Origin of the sequence: Arthrobacter sp. 131MFCol6.1, from assembly GCF_000374925.1 — a bacterium.
Taxonomy (GTDB): domain Bacteria; phylum Actinomycetota; class Actinomycetes; order Actinomycetales; family Micrococcaceae; genus Arthrobacter.
Genome location: NZ_KB895541.1, coordinates 171,457 through 187,972 on the forward strand (window position 1 = coordinate 171,457; position 16,516 = coordinate 187,972).

The window sequence follows — 16,516 nt, forward strand, 5'->3', positions numbered from 1 at the left end:
TGAAGCACATAGGCATTGAAGCAACATAGGCATTGAAGCAACACGGGCATGACAGCAACACAGGCGCTGGGAAATGATCAGCGATGCGGGAAATGATGCAGGGAACAACGAACCGGCCGCGGGGTAGCGGGCGGCCACGCGGACAGGCGCCAGGACGGCGCCGGGCGGCGGTACAGGACCACAACTGAAGGAGACACCCCATGGTTTTTGGGCGCGGCAGGAAAGCCAAACAGGAGCAGCCAGCAGAGCCGGGCGAAGCCACGGAAGCTGCCAGTGACGCCGCTGCGACGCCGGCCGGGAACGTTGCCGAAACCGCTGGCCGGGCCGCGACCGGGCCCTTCGACGTCTCGGAAATCGAGGACCAGGACGGGTATGTGGATCTCGGCGCGCTGCTGATCGCGCCCCGCGAGGGACTCCAGCTCCGTTTGGAGGTCGAAGAGGCGAGCCAGCGCGTCGTCGCCGTCACCATGGACCTGGAGGGCTCGAGCCTTCAGCTGCAGGCCTTCGCCGCCCCCCGCTCCGAGGGCCTGTGGGATGAGATCCGTGAGCAAATCGGCCAGTCGGTCGGCAGCCAGGGCGGCCAGGTCGAGGAGGTCGAAGGCAGCTTCGGCGTCGAGCTCGTGGCGAAGCTTCCCGCCGGCGGCGCAGACGGCAGCCAGGGGTACCGCGTGGCCCGCTTCATCGGGGTCGATGGCCCGCGCTGGTTCCTCCGCGGCGTATTCGGCGGCGAGGCGGCCCTTGACCGCGACGCGGCGGCCGGGCTGGAAGGGCTCTTCCGGAAGATCGTGGTGGTCCGTGGCGAGAACCCCATGCCGCCGCGTGACTTGCTGCAGCTGCGACTGCCCAAGGACACCGCCGCTGCACCGTCGCCGCAGGCGGCCCCCGAATTCGAACAGCCCGAACGCGGACCGGAGATAACCCAGATTGGCTGATGCCGCCGGCAGGAAAGCCACCGCCACCATGTCCGTCCGGGACTTGCCGGACCGCGGTCGGGTACTGTGCCACGGCTTCATCGAGTCCGTGACGTACGTGCCCGCCAACCAGGTGGCCTCCTTCATTGCGATCCTGATCGATCACGACGCACCCGCGCCCGTCAGCCGGTTCCCGGGGCTTGGTGCCAAGGCCGGCTCCGGCGCAGGAGCGGCGAGCAGCCTGCCGGCCAACGGGGTCTCCACACACCGGGTGCGCCCCGGCGCTCAGCGCCAGCGGCCGGCCGGTCCCAAGGAGCGGCTGCGCGTCGTATGGCTGGGCCGGCGCCGGATCCCCGGTGTCGACGCCGGAACGGAGCTCCGCCTCGAGGGCATGGTGACCATGCGCGACGGGCTGCCGACGATCTTCAACCCCCGCTACGAAATACTCTCCCGCCAGGAGGAGCAATGACCCTGCCCGAACACCCCGAGCGGGCCCGCCCGGACCGGCCTCAGCAAGACATCGGCCGGCAGGAACCGGGGGAAACCGCCGACGGCGGCCGGGACGTTGCCGCGCCGGTGACTTCCCAGCCAACGGCCGCCGGGCCGGCGGCCGCCGATCCCGCGGCTTCCCAATCCGTGGCGTCCCAGCCCACCGTTGCCCAGTTGGCCGGGGACTATGCGGCCAAGGCCGGCCTGCACCGGTCGAGCAACGGCAACATCGACGTGCTTAAAAGCGCCGGCGGCATCCAGGGCATCGCCGAGAGTATCCTGCCGGGCCTGGTCTTCCTGATTGCGTTCACCATCGACCGGGAAAACCTGGCGATGGCCGTCACAGCCTCCCTGGCGGTGGCCGCCGTCTTCACTGTGGCGCGGCTGGTCCAGCGCAAACCGCTGACGCAGGCGCTGGCGGGCTTCATCGGCGTCGGACTCTCCGCCTGGCTGGCCACCTCGACCGGCAAAGCAGAGAACTTCTACGTCCTGGGGTTCTTCACCAACGTCGGCTACATCGTGGCAATGTCGATCTCCGTGGCCGTGCGCTGGCCGATCGCCGGCCTGCTCTTCGGCTTCATCCGCAACGAGGGCCTGGAATGGCGCAAGGACCCGAAGCGGATCAGGGCATACAGCATCGGCACGTGGGTGATCGTTGCCGTGCTGGTCCTGCGGCTCGTGGTGCAGGTGCCGCTCTACTTCATGGGGGAACAGGGCCTCGCCGCCCTCGCCACCACCAGGCTCCTCATGGGTGCCCCGCTGTATATCCTCGGCATCTGGATTGCCTGGCTGATCACCCGGCCGGCCCCGGTGCCCGCCGCGGCCACAGAGGCCAACTGACCCGATGCGCTATCAGTAATGGCCGTTCCCAAGCCCCGGGAACGGCCATTACTGATAGCGCATCTTTACGTAAACAGGGGGATCAGCCGTCGAAGCCGTCGTCCCCGGCCGGCTGGGTGCCGTGGCCGTGCTGGTCCGAGGTCACCGGGTGCTGGTCCTCCAGCGGGGATTCGGGTGCCAGCAGGGCCCGGAGGTCGTCCTCGGCCGCGATCGTGGTGACAAAGAACAGCTCGTCGCCGCCGTCGATCACGTCGTCGCGGCTCGGTGTGATGGGCGCCTGGTCCCGCAGGATCGCGACGAGGGTGGCGTCCTCGGGCCACTGGACATCGCCCACGGTCAGCCCGATCACGTGCGAGTCGTGCGGGACCGTGAACTCCACCAGCGAGGACACCCCGGTCTGCAGCGTCAGCAGCCGGACCAGGTCACCGATCTCCACCGCCTCCTCCACCAGGGCGGTCATCAGTTGCGGGGTGTTGACCGCGACGTCGACGCCCCAGGAATCGTCGAACATCCAGTCGTTCTTGGGGTTGTTGACCCGGCCGACGGTACGCCCGACGCCGAATTCCGTCTTGGCCAGCAGCGAGACCACCAGGTTGACCTTGTCGTCACCGGTGGCGGACACCACGACGTCGGCGTCCTCGAGTTTGGCGTCCTGCAGCGTGCTCAGCTCGCAGGCATCACCGACCAGCCAGTGGGCGCCGCGCAGCCCGCTCCGGCCGATGACCTCCGGCTTCTCGTCGATCAGCAGGATTTCGTGCTTGTGGGCCAGCAACTCGCGGGCGATCGAGGACCCGACGCTTCCGGCACCGACGATGACGACTTTCACTTAGGACTCCTTGGCGGGGGATTTGGCGAGAATGTGGCCGATCTCGGAGCTCCGCTCCACGTTCAGCATGGCGTGGACAGTGTCGCCGTCCTGATAGGACGTGGCGGCAGCGGGCAGCATGCCCTCGCCGAACCGGGTCAGATACGCGATCCGGATGCCGGCCGCCTTTTCGATCGACGAGATCGGGTGCCCGATCCAGTCGGGGTTGAGGTCAACCTCCGCGAGTACCAGCCGGCCCGAGGGTTCCCGGAAGTCACCGGCAATGTGCTGTTCGGGCAGGATGCGGCGCAGCACCTGGTCGGCGCTCCAGCGGACTGCGGCGACGGTGGGAATGCCGAGGCGCTGGTAGATTTCGGCGCGGCCCGGGTCATAGATCCTGGCCACCACATGCGGAACGTGGAAGGTCTCCCGCGCCACCCGGGTGGCGAGGATGTTGGAGTTGTCGCCGCTGGAAACGGCCGCGAAGGCATAGGCTTCCTCGACGCCGGCGCGCTTCATCGTCTCGCGGTCAAACCCGACCCCCGTGACCTTCCGTCCGGAAAATCCTGTGCGGAGCCGGCGGAAGGCACGGTCATCCTGGTCGATGATGGCCACCGAATGCCCGGCGTCCTCGAGCGTGTGCGCCAGGGTTGCCCCGACACGGCCACAACCCATGATCACGAAGTGCGCCACATGGGCCTCCTCTTGGTTCTGCGTCTGATACTGCGTAAAACTCTACCGGCCACGCGGTCCCGGAAGGCCACGGCCACGGGGCGCCGGCCGGCGCCCTTGTGTACGCCGGCTTCACCGTCATGACATCGCGTCCGAATCAGACTAGCTTTGTGTGGTGCTGACAATTTTCAATGCCGTGAAGCGGGTGCTGGTAGGCAAGCCCTTCCGGAACGACCGTCTGGCCCACACGCTCTTGCCGAAGCGGATCGCGCTGCCCATTTTCGCCTCGGACGCGCTGTCCTCCGTGGCCTATGCGCCCGACGAAATCCTCCTGACCCTGGCCCTGGCCGGCGTGAGTGCGGTGGCCATCTCGCCGTTGGTGGGCCTCGCCGTCATGGTGGTGCTCCTGACCGTCGTGGCCTCCTACCGCCAGAACGTCCACGCCTACCCCTCCGGTGGCGGCGACTACGAGATCGCCAACGTCAACCTGGGCAAGTTTGCCGGCCTCACCGTGGCCTCGGCGCTGCTGGTTGACTATGTGCTGACCGTGGCCGTGTCCATGTCCTCGGCCGCGACGTACCTGACCACCGCCGTGCCCTCGCTGCACGGACAGCAGGCGGCAATTGCCACGATCGGGGTCATCATCCTGGCCCTCGTGAACCTGCGCGGCATCAAGGAGGCCGGCAGCGTCTTCGCCGTCCCGACCTACATCTTCATGGCCTCCATCCTGGGCATGACCGCCGTCGGGATCTTCCAGGCCGCCACCGGCCAGCTGGGGCAGGCACCCTCGGCGGCGTTCGAAATTGTGCCGGAGCCGGGCTTCGATGAGGGACTTGTCGGTCTGGCCGGCGCGTTCCTGCTGCTGCGTGCGTTCTCCTCGGGCGCGGCTGCCCTGACCGGCGTCGAGGCCATCAGCAACGGTGTACCCAACTTCCAGAAGCCCAAGAGCAAGAACGCGGCCACCACCCTGCTCCTGCTCGGCGTGATTGCCTCCGCCATGCTCGCGGGCATCATCTATCTGGCCAACGCCACCCAAGTCCACATCGTCCTGGACCCGGCGACCGAATTCCTCCTGAACGGCAAACCGTTGGAGGAGGGCTACATCCAGAATCCGGCCATCAGCCAGATCGCACAGACCGTCTTCGGCGAGGGCTCCATCCCTTTCTACATCGTGGTGGCCGCCACCGGCGTCATCCTCGTGTTCGCCTCCAACACGGCGTTCAACGGCTTCCCGGTACTCGGCTCGATCTTGGCGCAGGACGGCTACCTGCCGCGCCAGCTGCGCACCCGTGGCGACCGGCTGGCCTTCAGCAACGGCGTCCTGGCCCTGGCGGCCGGCGCCATCGTGCTGATCCTCGCCTTCAACGCCGACGTCACAAAGCTCATCCAGCTCTACATCGTGGGTGTCTTCATCTCCTTCACGATGAGCCAGCTGGGCATGATCCGGCACTGGGGCAGGGAACTGAAACTGTCCAAGGACCCCGCCGTGCGGTTGCGCATCATCAAGTCCCGGACCATCAACACGGTGGGCTTTTGCATGACCGCACTGGTGCTGATCATCGTCCTCATCACCAAGTTCTCGCAGGGCGCCTGGATCGCGCTGCTGGCCATGTTCGTGCTGTTCCTGATCATGTGGAGCATCCGGGCGCACTATGACAACGTGGCCAAGGAACTCGCCGTGGACGAGGACTCCTCGCCGCGCGCCCTGCCCACCCGTGTACACGCCGTGCTGCTCGTCTCGCACGTGCGCAAACCGGTCCTGCGCGCCCTCGCCTACGCCCGGGCCTCACGCCCCTCGCGGCTGGACGCCATCACAGTGGACATCAGTGCGGAGGAGACCGAGGCGACTGTTGCGGACTGGGAGAAGCTCGAAATCCCGGTGCCGCTGACCGTCCTGGCCAGCCCGTTCCGTGAAACGGTGACCCCGATCATGGAGTACATCAAGAGCATGCGCCGGGATTCGCCCCGCGACCTGATCGTGGTGTACATCCCGGAGTATGTCGTGGGCAAATGGTGGGAGCAGCTGGTCCACAACCAGACCGCGCTGCGCATCAAGACCCGGCTGCACTTCGAGCCCGGCGTCATGGTGGCCAGTGTGCCGTGGCAGCTGAAATCGTCCGAAGAAGCCAAGAACCTGCAGGATATCCAATGACCCCCGACACCCGGACGCACACCCACACCGATCTCGTCGTCGACGTCGGACCCGTCGCGCACGGCGGGCACTGCGTGGCCCGGCACGAGGGACGCGTCATCTTCGTCCGGCACGGGATTCCCGGCGAAAAGGTCCGCGTCCGGCTCACCGACGACGGCCCGGCCGCGAAATTCTGGCGCGCCGATGTGGTGGAGGTCCTGGAGCCCTCCCCGGACCGGGTGCCGCACTTCTGGGACCTCGCCGATTCCGCGCGCTCCTGGTCGCACCGGCACCCGCCCGTCGGCGGCGCCGAACTCGGCCACATATCCCTGGCCCGCCAGCGCAGCCTCAAGGCCGACGTCCTGGCCGAACAGCTCAAGCGGCTGGCCGGCGTCGAATTTGCGCCCGCAGGGCAGATCACAGTCGAGGCCGTCGGCGCGGCCGCGGGCACCGGCGGTGCGGGGGAGTCGGCCGCGTCCGGCCTGGGCTGGCGCACGCGCGCCGGCTTCGCCGTGACGCCCGCCGGCAAGCTCGGCATGCACGCCCACCGCTCCGATGCCGTCCTGCCCGTGCGGGACATGCCGCTGGCCGTGGACGGAATCAACGCGCTCCGGCTCTGGGACGTCGACCTGCAGGGCATCGACCGGGTCGAGGTTGCCGCCCCGGCGAACGGCTCCCGGCCGCTGGTGCTGCTGGTGCCCGCCCCGGGAACACGATCCAAGCGGCTCAGCGGCATCCTGGCGCAGCTGCCCGACGACGTCTCGGTGGCCAGCCTGGACCCGGTCACCGGAGAGGTGCTGCAGCTGCGCGGCCGCACCTACGTCCAGGAGTCGGCCGCGGGCCACGACTACCGGGTCACCGGCGACGGTTTCTGGCAAATCCACCGGGATGCCCCGGAGACGCTCGTCGGCGCCGTCACCGGCTTCCTGCACGACGGCGGCTACCTCGCGCCGGGCTCGGTGGTGGCGGACCTGTACGCCGGGGCCGGGCTGTTCACGGCACCGCTGGCCGATGCCGTGGGGGAGACCGGATCCGTGCTCTCGGTCGAGGGAGCGCCCGGAACCAGCCGCGATGCACGCAAGAACCTGCACGACGCCGCCCAGGTGGAGATCGTCCAGGGCCGCGTGGAGCGGGTGCTGCGGCAAAAACCCCGCAACTTCGACGCCCTGATCCTGGACCCGCCGCGTGCGGGTGCCGGCAAGGCGGTAGTCAAGCAGCTGATCGACGCCGGTCCCCGGGCCGTCGCCTACGTCTCCTGCGATCCGGCGTCGTTCGCCCGCGACCTGGGCTATTTCCGGCAGGGCGGCTGGGGCATGGCCGGGCTGCGCGCCTTCGACCTGTACCCGCACACCCACCACATGGAGACTGTGGCGTTACTGACTCCCCAACCGTGATGCCACTAGGATGGGCGTAGTAGTCCGTCGTCGCGCTCCACCAATGGTTAATTGACCATTGGCGTTAATTAACCACTGGCGTTAAGTTAACGGCCGTTCCCTGTGTTTCTTACCTGCATTGCGTACCTTGATGTACTGATGCCTGTATTAGTTAGGCCGACCTAACTAGCAAGGGTCCAGCGGCGCGACAAAGATGAAACTGTTGCGAGAGGAGTCCTGCGATGAGCATTGTGGACAGCTTCGGTTCAAAAGGCAAACTTAATGTAGCCGGATCCGAATATGAAATTTTCCGGTTGAACTCCGTCGAAGGTGCAGAAAACCTTCCGTTCAGCCTCAAGGTATTGCTTGAAAACCTGTTGAGGACCGAGGACGGTGCCAACATCACGGCCGACCACGTCCGTGCGCTTGCAGGCTGGGATCCCAGCGCCGAGCCCGACACTGAGATCCAGTTCACGCCGGCGCGCGTGATCATGCAGGACTTCACCGGCGTGCCGTGCGTCGTTGACCTCGCCACCATGCGTGAGGCCGTCAAGGAGCTCGGCGGAGACCCCAAGCGGGTCAACCCGCTGGCGCCGGCCGAAATGGTCATTGACCACTCGGTCCAGATTGACGCTTTCGGTAACTCCGGCGCACTGGAGCGCAACATGGAGATCGAATACCAGCGCAACGGTGAGCGTTACCAGTTCCTGCGCTGGGGCCAGACTGCATTTGACGACTTCAAGGTCGTCCCGCCGGGCACCGGCATTGTGCACCAGGTCAACATCGAGTACCTGGCCCGCACTGTCATGACCCGTGAAGTCGACGGCGTTGTGCGCGCCTACCCGGACACCTGCGTCGGCACCGACTCGCACACCACCATGGTCAACGGCCTGGGCGTGCTGGGCTGGGGCGTCGGCGGCATCGAGGCCGAGGCTGCCATGCTCGGCCAGCCCGTGTCCATGCTCATCCCGCGCGTCGTGGGCTTCAAGCTCACCGGCTCCATCCCGGCCGGCGCCACCGCCACCGACGTCGTCCTGACCATCACCGAGCAGCTGCGCAAGCACGGTGTGGTCGGCAAGTTCGTCGAGTTCTACGGTGAAGGCGTCGCGGCTGTGCCGCTGGCCAACCGTGCAACGATCGGCAACATGAGCCCGGAGTTCGGCTCCACCGCCGCGATGTTCCCGATCGACGACGTCACCCTCGACTACCTGCGCCTCACCGGCCGGTCCGACGAGAACGTCGCCCTCGTGGAGTCGTACGCGAAGGAACAGGGCCTCTGGCACGACCCCTCCCGCGAGATCAAGTTCTCCGAGTACCTCGAGCTGGACCTGTCCACGGTTGTTCCGTCGATCTCCGGCCCGAAGCGCCCGCAGGACCGCATCATCCTCACCGAGTCCAAGGCCCAGTTCCGCGAGGACCTGCGCAACTACGTGAAGGAAGACCTGGCCGACGGAAGCCTGGACGAAGCGATCGACGAAAGCTTCCCTGCTTCGGACTCGCCCTCGTTCACCGCCTCGTCGTCGCACATGAGCGACGTGGCCCCGCACGCGCACGGCCCGAAGTCCAACGGCCGCCCGTCCAATAAGGTCAGCGTCAAGACCGCGGACGGACGCGAGTTCGAACTCGACCACGGCGCGGTCTCGATCGCCTCGATCACCTCCTGCACCAACACGTCCAACCCGTCCGTGATGCTGGCCGCCGCACTGCTGGCCCGCAACGCCGTCGACAAGGGCCTGACGTCCAAGCCGTGGGTCAAGACCTCCGTGGCTCCCGGTTCCAAGGTGGTCACCGACTACTACAACAAGTCGGGCCTGACCCCGTACCTGGAGAAGCTCGGCTTCTACATCGTGGGCTACGGCTGCGCCACCTGCATCGGCAACTCCGGTCCGCTCGACGCCGAGATCTCCGAGGCCATCCAGGCCAACGACCTCTCCGTCACCGCGGTGCTCTCCGGCAACCGTAACTTCGAAGGCCGGATCAACCCGGACGTGAAGATGAACTACCTGGCCTCCCCGCCGCTGGTCATCGCCTACGCCCTGGCCGGTTCCATGGACTTCGACTTCGACAACGATGCCCTGGGCCAGGACGAGGCTGGCAACGACGTCTTCCTGAAGGACATCTGGCCGAACCCCGTCGAGGTCCAGGAAGTCATCGACTCCTCGATCGACAAGGAAATGTTCGCCCGCGGCTACGAAGGCGTCTTTGAGGGCGACGATCGCTGGAAGGCGCTCGACACCCCCGCCGGCGACACCTTCGCCTGGGACGAGAAGTCCACGTACGTCCGCAAGCCCCCGTACTTCGAGGGCATGAAGGCCCAGCCGGAGCCGGTCCAGGACATCACCGGTGCGCGCGTGCTGCTCAAGCTCGGCGACTCCGTCACCACGGACCACATCTCCCCGGCAGGTTCCTTCAAGTCGGACACCCCGGCCGGGCAGTACCTGCTGGCCAACGGTGTGGAGCGCAAGGACTTCAACTCCTACGGCTCACGCCGTGGCAACCACGAGGTCATGATCCGCGGCACGTTCGCGAACATCCGCATCAAGAACCAGCTCCTGGACGGCGTGGAGGGCGGCTTCACCCGCGACTTCAGCCAGGCTGACGGCCCGCAGGCCTACGTCTACGACGCCGCGCAGAACTACCAGGCCGCCGGCACCCCGCTGGTGGTCCTGGCAGGCAAGGAGTACGGCTCCGGTTCGTCCCGTGACTGGGCCGCCAAGGGCACAGCGCTGCTGGGCGTCAAGGCTGTCGTGGCCGAGAGCTACGAGCGCATCCACCGCTCCAACCTGATCGGCATGGGTGTCCTGCCGCTGCAGTACCCGGCCGGCCAGAACGCCGCCAGCCTGGGCCTGACCGGTACGGAAACCTACGCAGTTGAGGGCGTCACCGCCCTGAACGAAGGCACCACGCCGAAGACCCTCAAGGTCACGGCCACCGCCGAAGACGGTTCCGTCACGTCCTTCGACGCCGTGTTGCGCATCGACACCCCGGGCGAGGCGGACTACTACCGCAACGGCGGGATCCTGCAGTACGTCCTGCGCCAGATCTCCGCGCACTAGCGGAGCTGCCGGGCAGGCTCCGGTAACGCATGCAACGGCCCCGGCCGGTCACTGACCGGCCGGGGCTCTTGCGTTCCCGGGTTAAAGGGGCGGGCACTGGATCAGGGGCGGGCAGCGTGCCGGTGCAGGCCTCCGGCGCGGCGGCCCGCCCGGAGGCGTTAGAGTTAAAAGGCATGTCTACCACCCGAAGGAGGGGCCGTTGGGAATCTTGGACACCATCCGGAATCCGCAGGACCTGAGTAAGTTGTCCGGGGCGCAGCTGGATCAGCTGGCAGCCGAGGTCAGGGATTTCCTGATCGGCAACGTCTCCCGGACGGGAGGGCACCTGGGCCCGAACCTCGGCGTCGTCGAGCTCACCATCGCGGTGCACCGGATCTTCGATTCCCCCCGCGACAGCATTGTCTTTGACACAGGGCACCAGTCCTACGTGCACAAGCTCCTCACCGGACGGCAGGATTTCAGCACGCTTCGCCAGCAGGGCGGCATGTCCGGCTACCCGGACCGCGGCGAATCCGAGCACGACATCGTCGAAAGCTCGCACGCGTCCTCCTCGCTGTCCTGGGCCGACGGGATCTCGCGCGCCCGGCAGCTGACCGGCGACGGCGACCGCTTCGTCGTCGCGGTGGTGGGCGACGGCGCCCTGACCGGCGGCATGGCCTGGGAGGCCATCAACAACATCGCGGCGGACAAGAAGCGCCGTGTCGTGATTGTGGTCAACGACAACGGCCGCTCCTACGCCCCGACGGTCGGCGGGTTCGCCGACTACCTCGCGTCCCTGCGCCCCACGATCGATTCCCTCCGGGCCGCCCCCTCCTATGAAGGCACGCTCGAGTGGTGGAAGCGCAAACTGCAGAAGGGCGGCCCCGCGGGGCAGTTCACCTACAAGAGCCTGCACGCCATGAAAAAGGGCATCAAGGACTGGTGGGCCCCGCAGGGCATGTTCGAGGACCTCGGCATGAAGTACATCGGTCCCGTGGACGGCCACGACCTCCAGGCCATGGAAAACGCCCTGTCGACCGCCAAGAACTATGCCGGACCCGTGATCGTGCACGCCATGACGGAAAAGGGCCACGGCTACGCCCCGGCCCGTGCCCATGAAGCGGACCAGTTCCATGCCGTGGGGATCATCGATCCGGAGACCGGCGCACCCACCGAGGCCGGTGGCGCGAAGTCCTGGACCGCGGTGTTCGCCGACGAGATCGCCGACATCGCCGACGAGCGCCAGGACATCGTCGGGATTACCGGTGCCATGCTGATTCCGGTCGGGCTGCACAAGTTCGCTGCCCGGCACCCGGAGCGCGTGTTCGACGTCGGCATCGCCGAGCAGCACGCCCTCACCTCGGCTGCCGGCATGGCGTTCGGGGGACTGCACCCGGTGGTCGCGGTCTACGCGACGTTCCTGAACCGTGCCTTCGACCAGTTGCTGATGGATGTGGCCCTGCACAAAGCCGGCGTCACGATCGTGCTGGACCGGGCCGGCGTCACCGGACCCGACGGCGCAAGCCATCACGGCATGTGGGACATGGCCATGGTCCAGATCGTCCCCGGGCTGCACCTCGCGGCGCCGCGCGACGCCACCCGGCTGCGGGAGGAACTGCGCGAGGCTGTGGCCATTGAAGACGCCCCGAGCGTGCTCCGCTACTCCAAGGGCAACGTCGGCCCCGAAGTCGATGCGGTCGAACGCCTGGAAGACGGCGTGGACGTGCTGGCCCGCAGGCCCGCGGGCTCGAACGAGAACGACGTCCTGATCGTCAGCGTGGGCGCCATGTCAGAACTCGCGCTGGACGTCTCCAGCCGGCTCGGTGCCCAGGGCATCAGCTCCACGGTGGTGGATCCCCGCTGGGTCCTCCCGGTCCGGCAGTCCATCATCGACCTCGCCGCGCGCCACCGCCTGGTCATTTGTATCGAGGACGGAGTGCGGGCCGGCGGCGTCGGCTCCCGGATCCGCCAGGAGATGCGTGCCGCGGGCGTGGACACCGCCCTCAACGAGGTCGGCCTGCCGGTCGAGTTCCTCGATCACGGCACGCGCAGCCAGGTGCTCGAACGCGTCGGCCTGACCGCCCAGCAGATCACGCACGACGTCGTCGCCCAGGTCCTGGGCACCAAGGTGCCGTTTGCGCGCCCCTTGCCCGGCCAGGAACACCCCAGCACCGGCAGCATCCCGCTGCTGTAGCCAGCACATCCGATGAGCACTACCCGTGGGGCGCCACTGAATCCGGCGCCGGACGGCCCAGGAAGGAACTGGCATATGAGTGGAATTATCCGAGTTTACAAGCGTGACGAAGAGGGCACCCTGCACTTTAGGGAGGCCTGGTTTGATGAGGACTACAGCCAGTTCGTGATGAACCACGGCGTCGTCGGACACCAGAGCAAGACGGACGAGACCGACGTCGCGGACGCCGAGGCCGCGGAGCGCCTCATGGACGCCTTCGCGGTGCAGTGCGCCGAGGACGGCTATGCCGAAATTCCGGCGGAGGAGCAGTCCTGGGTAGTGGCCCAGTACGCGCTGAAGACCAAGGAGGGGACCAGCCGCGACCGGTACCTCGAGGAAAAAGCCAAAGACGCCCTGATCAGCCATCTGGCCTGGCGGGGCCTGGGGATCGTGGACCGCAGCGAATTTTCCGACGCCCGGCTCAACATCTTCTGCCTCACCCCGGACGTGAATAAGACGGTCAACGCCATCAAGGTCTGCATCCGCGGCGAAGACCTCGACTTCACCAAACTGAGCATTGGCGCCGCGCCGTTTGGCGAGGATACTTTCAAGCTCAAGCACTCGCCGAAGCCGGCAAACAGCTTCACGCTTTAAGCAGCACGGGCAAGGAGCCGGGCACGGCTCACACCAGTTTGGGGGCACGGACTGAAAGGCAACGCAATGACGCGCAAACCCTCGAAACCAGGCTGCACCCCGCTGCCCGCGGGACTCGCGGCGCCGGCGCGAAAGTCGCTCGCACACGCGGGGGTCGAATCCCTCGAAAACCTGGTGCAGCTTGGCCGGCGCCGGCTTGCCGGGATGCCGGGCGTCTGCCCGCGCACCCTCGCGCAGCTCCAGGACGCCATGGACGAGCACGGACTGAAGCTGCCGGCAGGGTAGCGGGGTCCCGCTCTGCCGCCCGCGGCGGTCTGGCCCGGACACCCGCCGGCGCAATATAGGCTAAAACCATGACTGAATACCGCCGCGTTGGAAATTCCGGACTGTCCGTCTCTGTCGTGGGACTTGGCTGCAACAACCTGGGCCGGTCCGGGACCGTGACTGAATCGCAGGAAGGCACCGACGCCGTCGTGCATGCGGCGCTCGACGCCGGGATCACCTTCTTTGACGTCGCGGACGCCTACGGCCGCGAGCCCGGCCTCAGCGAGTCAATGCTCGGCAAAGCCCTTGGTGCCCGCCGCGGCGACGCGGTCATCGGCACGAAGTTCGGCATGGACATGCGCGGCGCCAACGGCGAGGACTTCGGTGCGCGCGGATCCCGCCGCTACATCATCAAGGCGGCGGAGGCCTCGCTGCGCCGGCTCGGCACGGACTGGATCGACCTCTACCAGTTCCACACCCCGGACCCGCTCACACCCATCGACGAGACCCTCTCGGCCCTCGATGACCTCGTCACCAGCGGCAAGGTCCGCTACATCGGCCACTCCAACCGGGCCGGCTGGCAGATCGCCGAGGCCGAGTACGTGGCGCGCGCCCGCGGGGGAGCCCGCTTCATCTCCAGCCAGAACCACTACAACCTGCTGGACCGGCGCGCCGAACTCGAGGTGACCCCGGCGGCCGAGGCCTACGGCCTGGGCGTCCTGCCGTACTTCCCGCTCGCCAACGGCCTGCTCACCGGCAAATACTCCGCCGGCCAGGCCCCCGAGGGAAGCCGGCTCAGCCACACCCGCACCAACCTGGTCCACGACGCCGACTGGGAACAGCTGGGTGCCTTCGGCAAGTTCGCCGCCGACCGCGGGCTCACCGAAGTCCAGGTGGCGTTCTCCTGGCTTGCCGCCCAGCCGTCCGTCAGCAGCGTCATCGCCGGCGCCACCACGCCGGAGCAGGTGCGCCAGAATGCCGCCGCCGTGGCCTGGAAACCCAGCCATGCCGACCTCGCCGAGCTGGATGACCTCTTCCCGCGCACGCCCAAGGTGGCGCTGTTCTGAACGGTCCGGGCCTGAATGGTGCGGATCTGAACGGCGCCGGGGGCGACCCCGCGGCCGGCCCTGCCGTCACGCATTCGATCCTCATGGATGTCGACACCGGGATCGACGACGCCCTCGCCCTGGTCTACCTGCTGTCCCGGCCCGAGGTCCACGTCCAGGCGATCACGTGCACCGCCGGGAACGTCGGGGCCCGGCAGGTGGCGCTGAACAACCTGGCCCTGCTGGAGCTCTGCGGCCGCGAGGGCATCGAGGTGGCCATCGGCGCCGAAGTCCCGCTGGAGATCCCGCTGGTCACCACCGAGGAGACCCACGGGCCGCAGGGCATCGGCTACGCCGAACTGCCGCCGCCGCACCAGCAGATCTCGGCACGGCACGCCGTCGACGTCTGGGTGGAGGAGGTGCGGGCGCACCCGGGGGAGCTCACCGGCCTGATCACCGGACCGCTGACCAACTTCGCCCTCGCCCTGCGCCGGGAACCGGAACTTCCCCGGCTGCTCAAGGGACTCGTGATCATGGGCGGCAGCTTCTACTACCAGGGCAACACCACCCCGACGGCCGAATGGAATACTTCGGTGGACCCGCATGCCGCCAAGGAGGTGTTTGCCGCCTACCGGGGCCTGCCCGAGGACAAGCTGCCGATCCTGTGTGCCCTGGAAATGACCGAGCGGATCGAGATGCTCCCGGAGCACCTGCGCCGCCTCGGCGAGGCCGCCGGCGCCCCGGAGCCCGAACTCGTCCTCCCGGAGCAGCCCGAAGGCCAGCGCAGCCAGTCCGGGAACCCCCTCGTCGCCTGCCTGTCCGACGCCCTGCGCTTCTACATGGAATTTCACCGGCTCTATGACCAGGGCTATGTGGCGCACGTGCACGACGCCTTCGCGGCCTGCGCCGCCGCGGGGCGCACACCGTTCGCCACCCGGCTGGCCACGGTCGACGTCGAAACGGATTCGCCCCTGCTGAGGGGCACCACGGTGGCCGATTTCCGCGGGCTGTGGGGGCTGGCGCCGAACGCCAGGATCGTCTCCGACAACAACCCCGGGCACTGCTTCGACGAATTGATTTCCTCGGTCGGCGCCCTCGCGCACGCGGTGGGACCCGGGCGCCGATGGGCTGAAGCCGGACATCCTTGCTGAGTCAAGGCGGGGAGTGCCCGGGCGGGCCTGCAGATCGCTAGAATGGTCGCCGCTCGCTAGGATGGTAGCTGCGCCGAGGTGACATGAGGCGGAACTTGTTGCACCCAGCCAAAGGAACACCCCCCCCATGTCACAGCCAGCCCTGACCATCACTGCCCCTGGACAGGCGGCCGGCCGCAGGCGCCGCCTGCTCGAAATCGCCGGCGCCGCCGCGATCGCCGCCACGTACGTCTTCCTGGTGCTGACCCAGCCCGCGGACATTGCCAACGGCCCGGCAAGTTTCTCGGCCCTCGTCGCCCTCGGCGGCTTCCTGCTCGGTGCTGTGCTGCTGATTGTGGCCGTCCTGCCGGCGCTTCCCACCTCCACCGTGGTCCTGATCCCGGTGGCCCTGGTCCTGAACGTCGTCCTCGGCCAGCTGATGGGCAGCACGGGCCTGCCGTTCTACATCGACGCGATCGGCACCGTCCTGATCGCCGTCCTCGCCGGGCCGGCCGCCGGTGCCGCCACCGGCGCGCTGAGCAGCATCGTCTGGTCCTTCTTCAACCCCACTGTCCTGCCGTTCGCCGCCGGTGCCGCCCTCATCGGCTTCCTCGCCGGCATGGCCGCCCGCGGCGGCCTGTTCCGCCGCTTCTACCTCGCCCCCGTCGCCGGCTTCGTCACCGGCATCCTGGCAGGCGTCGTCTCCGCCCCGATCGCCGCGTTCGTCTTTGGCGGCACGTCAGGGCTGGGTACCGGGGCGATCGTCAGCGCCTTCCGCGCCATGGGGGACACCCTCCTGGCCGCCATCACCAAGCAGGCGCTGATTTCCGACCCCATGGACAAGGCGATCGTCTTCACCATCGCGGCGCTGCTCGCCTATGCCCTGCCCCGCCGCACCACCTTCCAGTTCCCCTTCGTGCGGCGCTACCGGGTGCTCGCCGGCAAGGCCCCGGCAGCGCCGGACGCCTGAGCCCCGCGGCGGCTGCGGCACTC

The 16,516-nt window shown here is 67.7% G+C and carries 14 protein-coding genes; 12 read left to right on the forward strand and 2 right to left on the reverse strand.

What is annotated here, in order from left to right; all coding sequences use genetic code 11:
- The first annotated feature begins 200 nt into the window (after positions 1-200).
- From C566_RS0100765 to C566_RS0100775, 3 genes are read left to right on the forward strand one after another with little or no spacing between them, the layout of a single operon-like run.
- Positions 201-932 (forward strand): DUF3710 domain-containing protein, encoded by a 732-nt coding sequence (locus tag C566_RS0100765; protein ID WP_018772418.1) that lies wholly within the window; start codon positions 201-203, stop codon positions 930-932.
- Entirely contained in the window at positions 925-1,380 is a 456-nt protein-coding gene (locus C566_RS0100770) for a hypothetical protein (RefSeq protein ID WP_018772419.1), read from the forward strand. Before C566_RS0100765 ends, C566_RS0100770 begins: the two co-directional genes overlap by 8 nt.
- Positions 1,377-2,240, forward strand: a complete 864-nt coding sequence (locus tag C566_RS0100775; RefSeq protein ID WP_018772420.1) for a DUF3159 domain-containing protein — start codon at positions 1,377-1,379, stop codon at positions 2,238-2,240. Before C566_RS0100770 ends, C566_RS0100775 begins: the two co-directional genes overlap by 4 nt.
- An 82-nt stretch (positions 2,241-2,322) precedes the next feature.
- Here C566_RS0100775 and C566_RS0100780 read toward each other — a convergent pair whose 3' ends face one another.
- Positions 2,323-3,066 (reverse strand): potassium channel family protein, encoded by a 744-nt coding sequence (locus C566_RS0100780; protein WP_018772421.1) that lies wholly within the window; start codon positions 3,064-3,066, stop codon positions 2,323-2,325.
- Positions 3,067-3,738, reverse strand: a complete 672-nt coding sequence (locus C566_RS0100785) for a potassium channel family protein (RefSeq protein ID WP_018772422.1) — start codon at positions 3,736-3,738, stop codon at positions 3,067-3,069.
- Between the two features lie 154 nt (positions 3,739-3,892).
- Here C566_RS0100785 and C566_RS0100790 point away from each other — a divergent pair, with 154 nt between their 5' ends.
- The 9 genes from C566_RS0100790 (at position 3,893) to C566_RS0100830 (ending at position 16,493) form a co-directional block, all read left to right on the forward strand.
- On the forward strand, positions 3,893-5,869 hold the full coding sequence (locus C566_RS0100790) for an APC family permease (RefSeq protein ID WP_196802314.1): 1,977 nt from the start codon (positions 3,893-3,895) through the stop codon (positions 5,867-5,869).
- On the forward strand, positions 5,866-7,242 hold the full coding sequence (locus tag C566_RS0100795) for a class I SAM-dependent RNA methyltransferase (protein WP_018772424.1): 1,377 nt from the start codon (positions 5,866-5,868) through the stop codon (positions 7,240-7,242). Before C566_RS0100790 ends, C566_RS0100795 begins: the two co-directional genes overlap by 4 nt.
- Positions 7,243-7,463: 221 nt before the next feature.
- The gene (locus C566_RS0100800) at positions 7,464-10,277 is read left to right on the forward strand and encodes an aconitate hydratase (protein WP_018772425.1); all 2,814 of its coding nucleotides are present in this window, start codon (positions 7,464-7,466) and stop codon (positions 10,275-10,277) included.
- Positions 10,278-10,476: 199 nt separating this feature from the next.
- Complete coding sequence (gene dxs / locus C566_RS0100805) at positions 10,477-12,450, forward strand: 1-deoxy-D-xylulose-5-phosphate synthase (RefSeq protein ID WP_018772426.1); 1,974 nt, start codon at positions 10,477-10,479, stop codon at positions 12,448-12,450.
- A 75-nt stretch (positions 12,451-12,525) separates the two neighbouring features.
- The gene (locus tag C566_RS0100810; protein WP_018772427.1) at positions 12,526-13,083 is read left to right on the forward strand and encodes a hypothetical protein; all 558 of its coding nucleotides are present in this window, start codon (positions 12,526-12,528) and stop codon (positions 13,081-13,083) included.
- Positions 13,084-13,149: 66 nt separating this feature from the next.
- Positions 13,150-13,368, forward strand: coding sequence for a hypothetical protein (locus C566_RS0100815; protein WP_018772428.1), 219 nt, complete (start codon positions 13,150-13,152; stop codon positions 13,366-13,368).
- A gap of 68 nt (positions 13,369-13,436) precedes the next feature.
- Complete coding sequence (locus C566_RS0100820; RefSeq protein WP_018772429.1) at positions 13,437-14,414, forward strand: aldo/keto reductase; 978 nt, start codon at positions 13,437-13,439, stop codon at positions 14,412-14,414.
- A gap of 83 nt (positions 14,415-14,497) precedes the next feature.
- Complete coding sequence (locus C566_RS20370) at positions 14,498-15,544, forward strand: nucleoside hydrolase (RefSeq protein WP_018772430.1); 1,047 nt, start codon at positions 14,498-14,500, stop codon at positions 15,542-15,544.
- A gap of 127 nt (positions 15,545-15,671) precedes the next feature.
- Positions 15,672-16,493 carry a hypothetical protein gene (locus C566_RS0100830; RefSeq protein ID WP_018772431.1) on the forward strand — a complete coding sequence of 274 codons (822 nt, stop codon included), beginning with the start codon at positions 15,672-15,674 and terminating at the stop codon, positions 16,491-16,493.
- Positions 16,494-16,516: the final 23 nt, after the last annotated feature.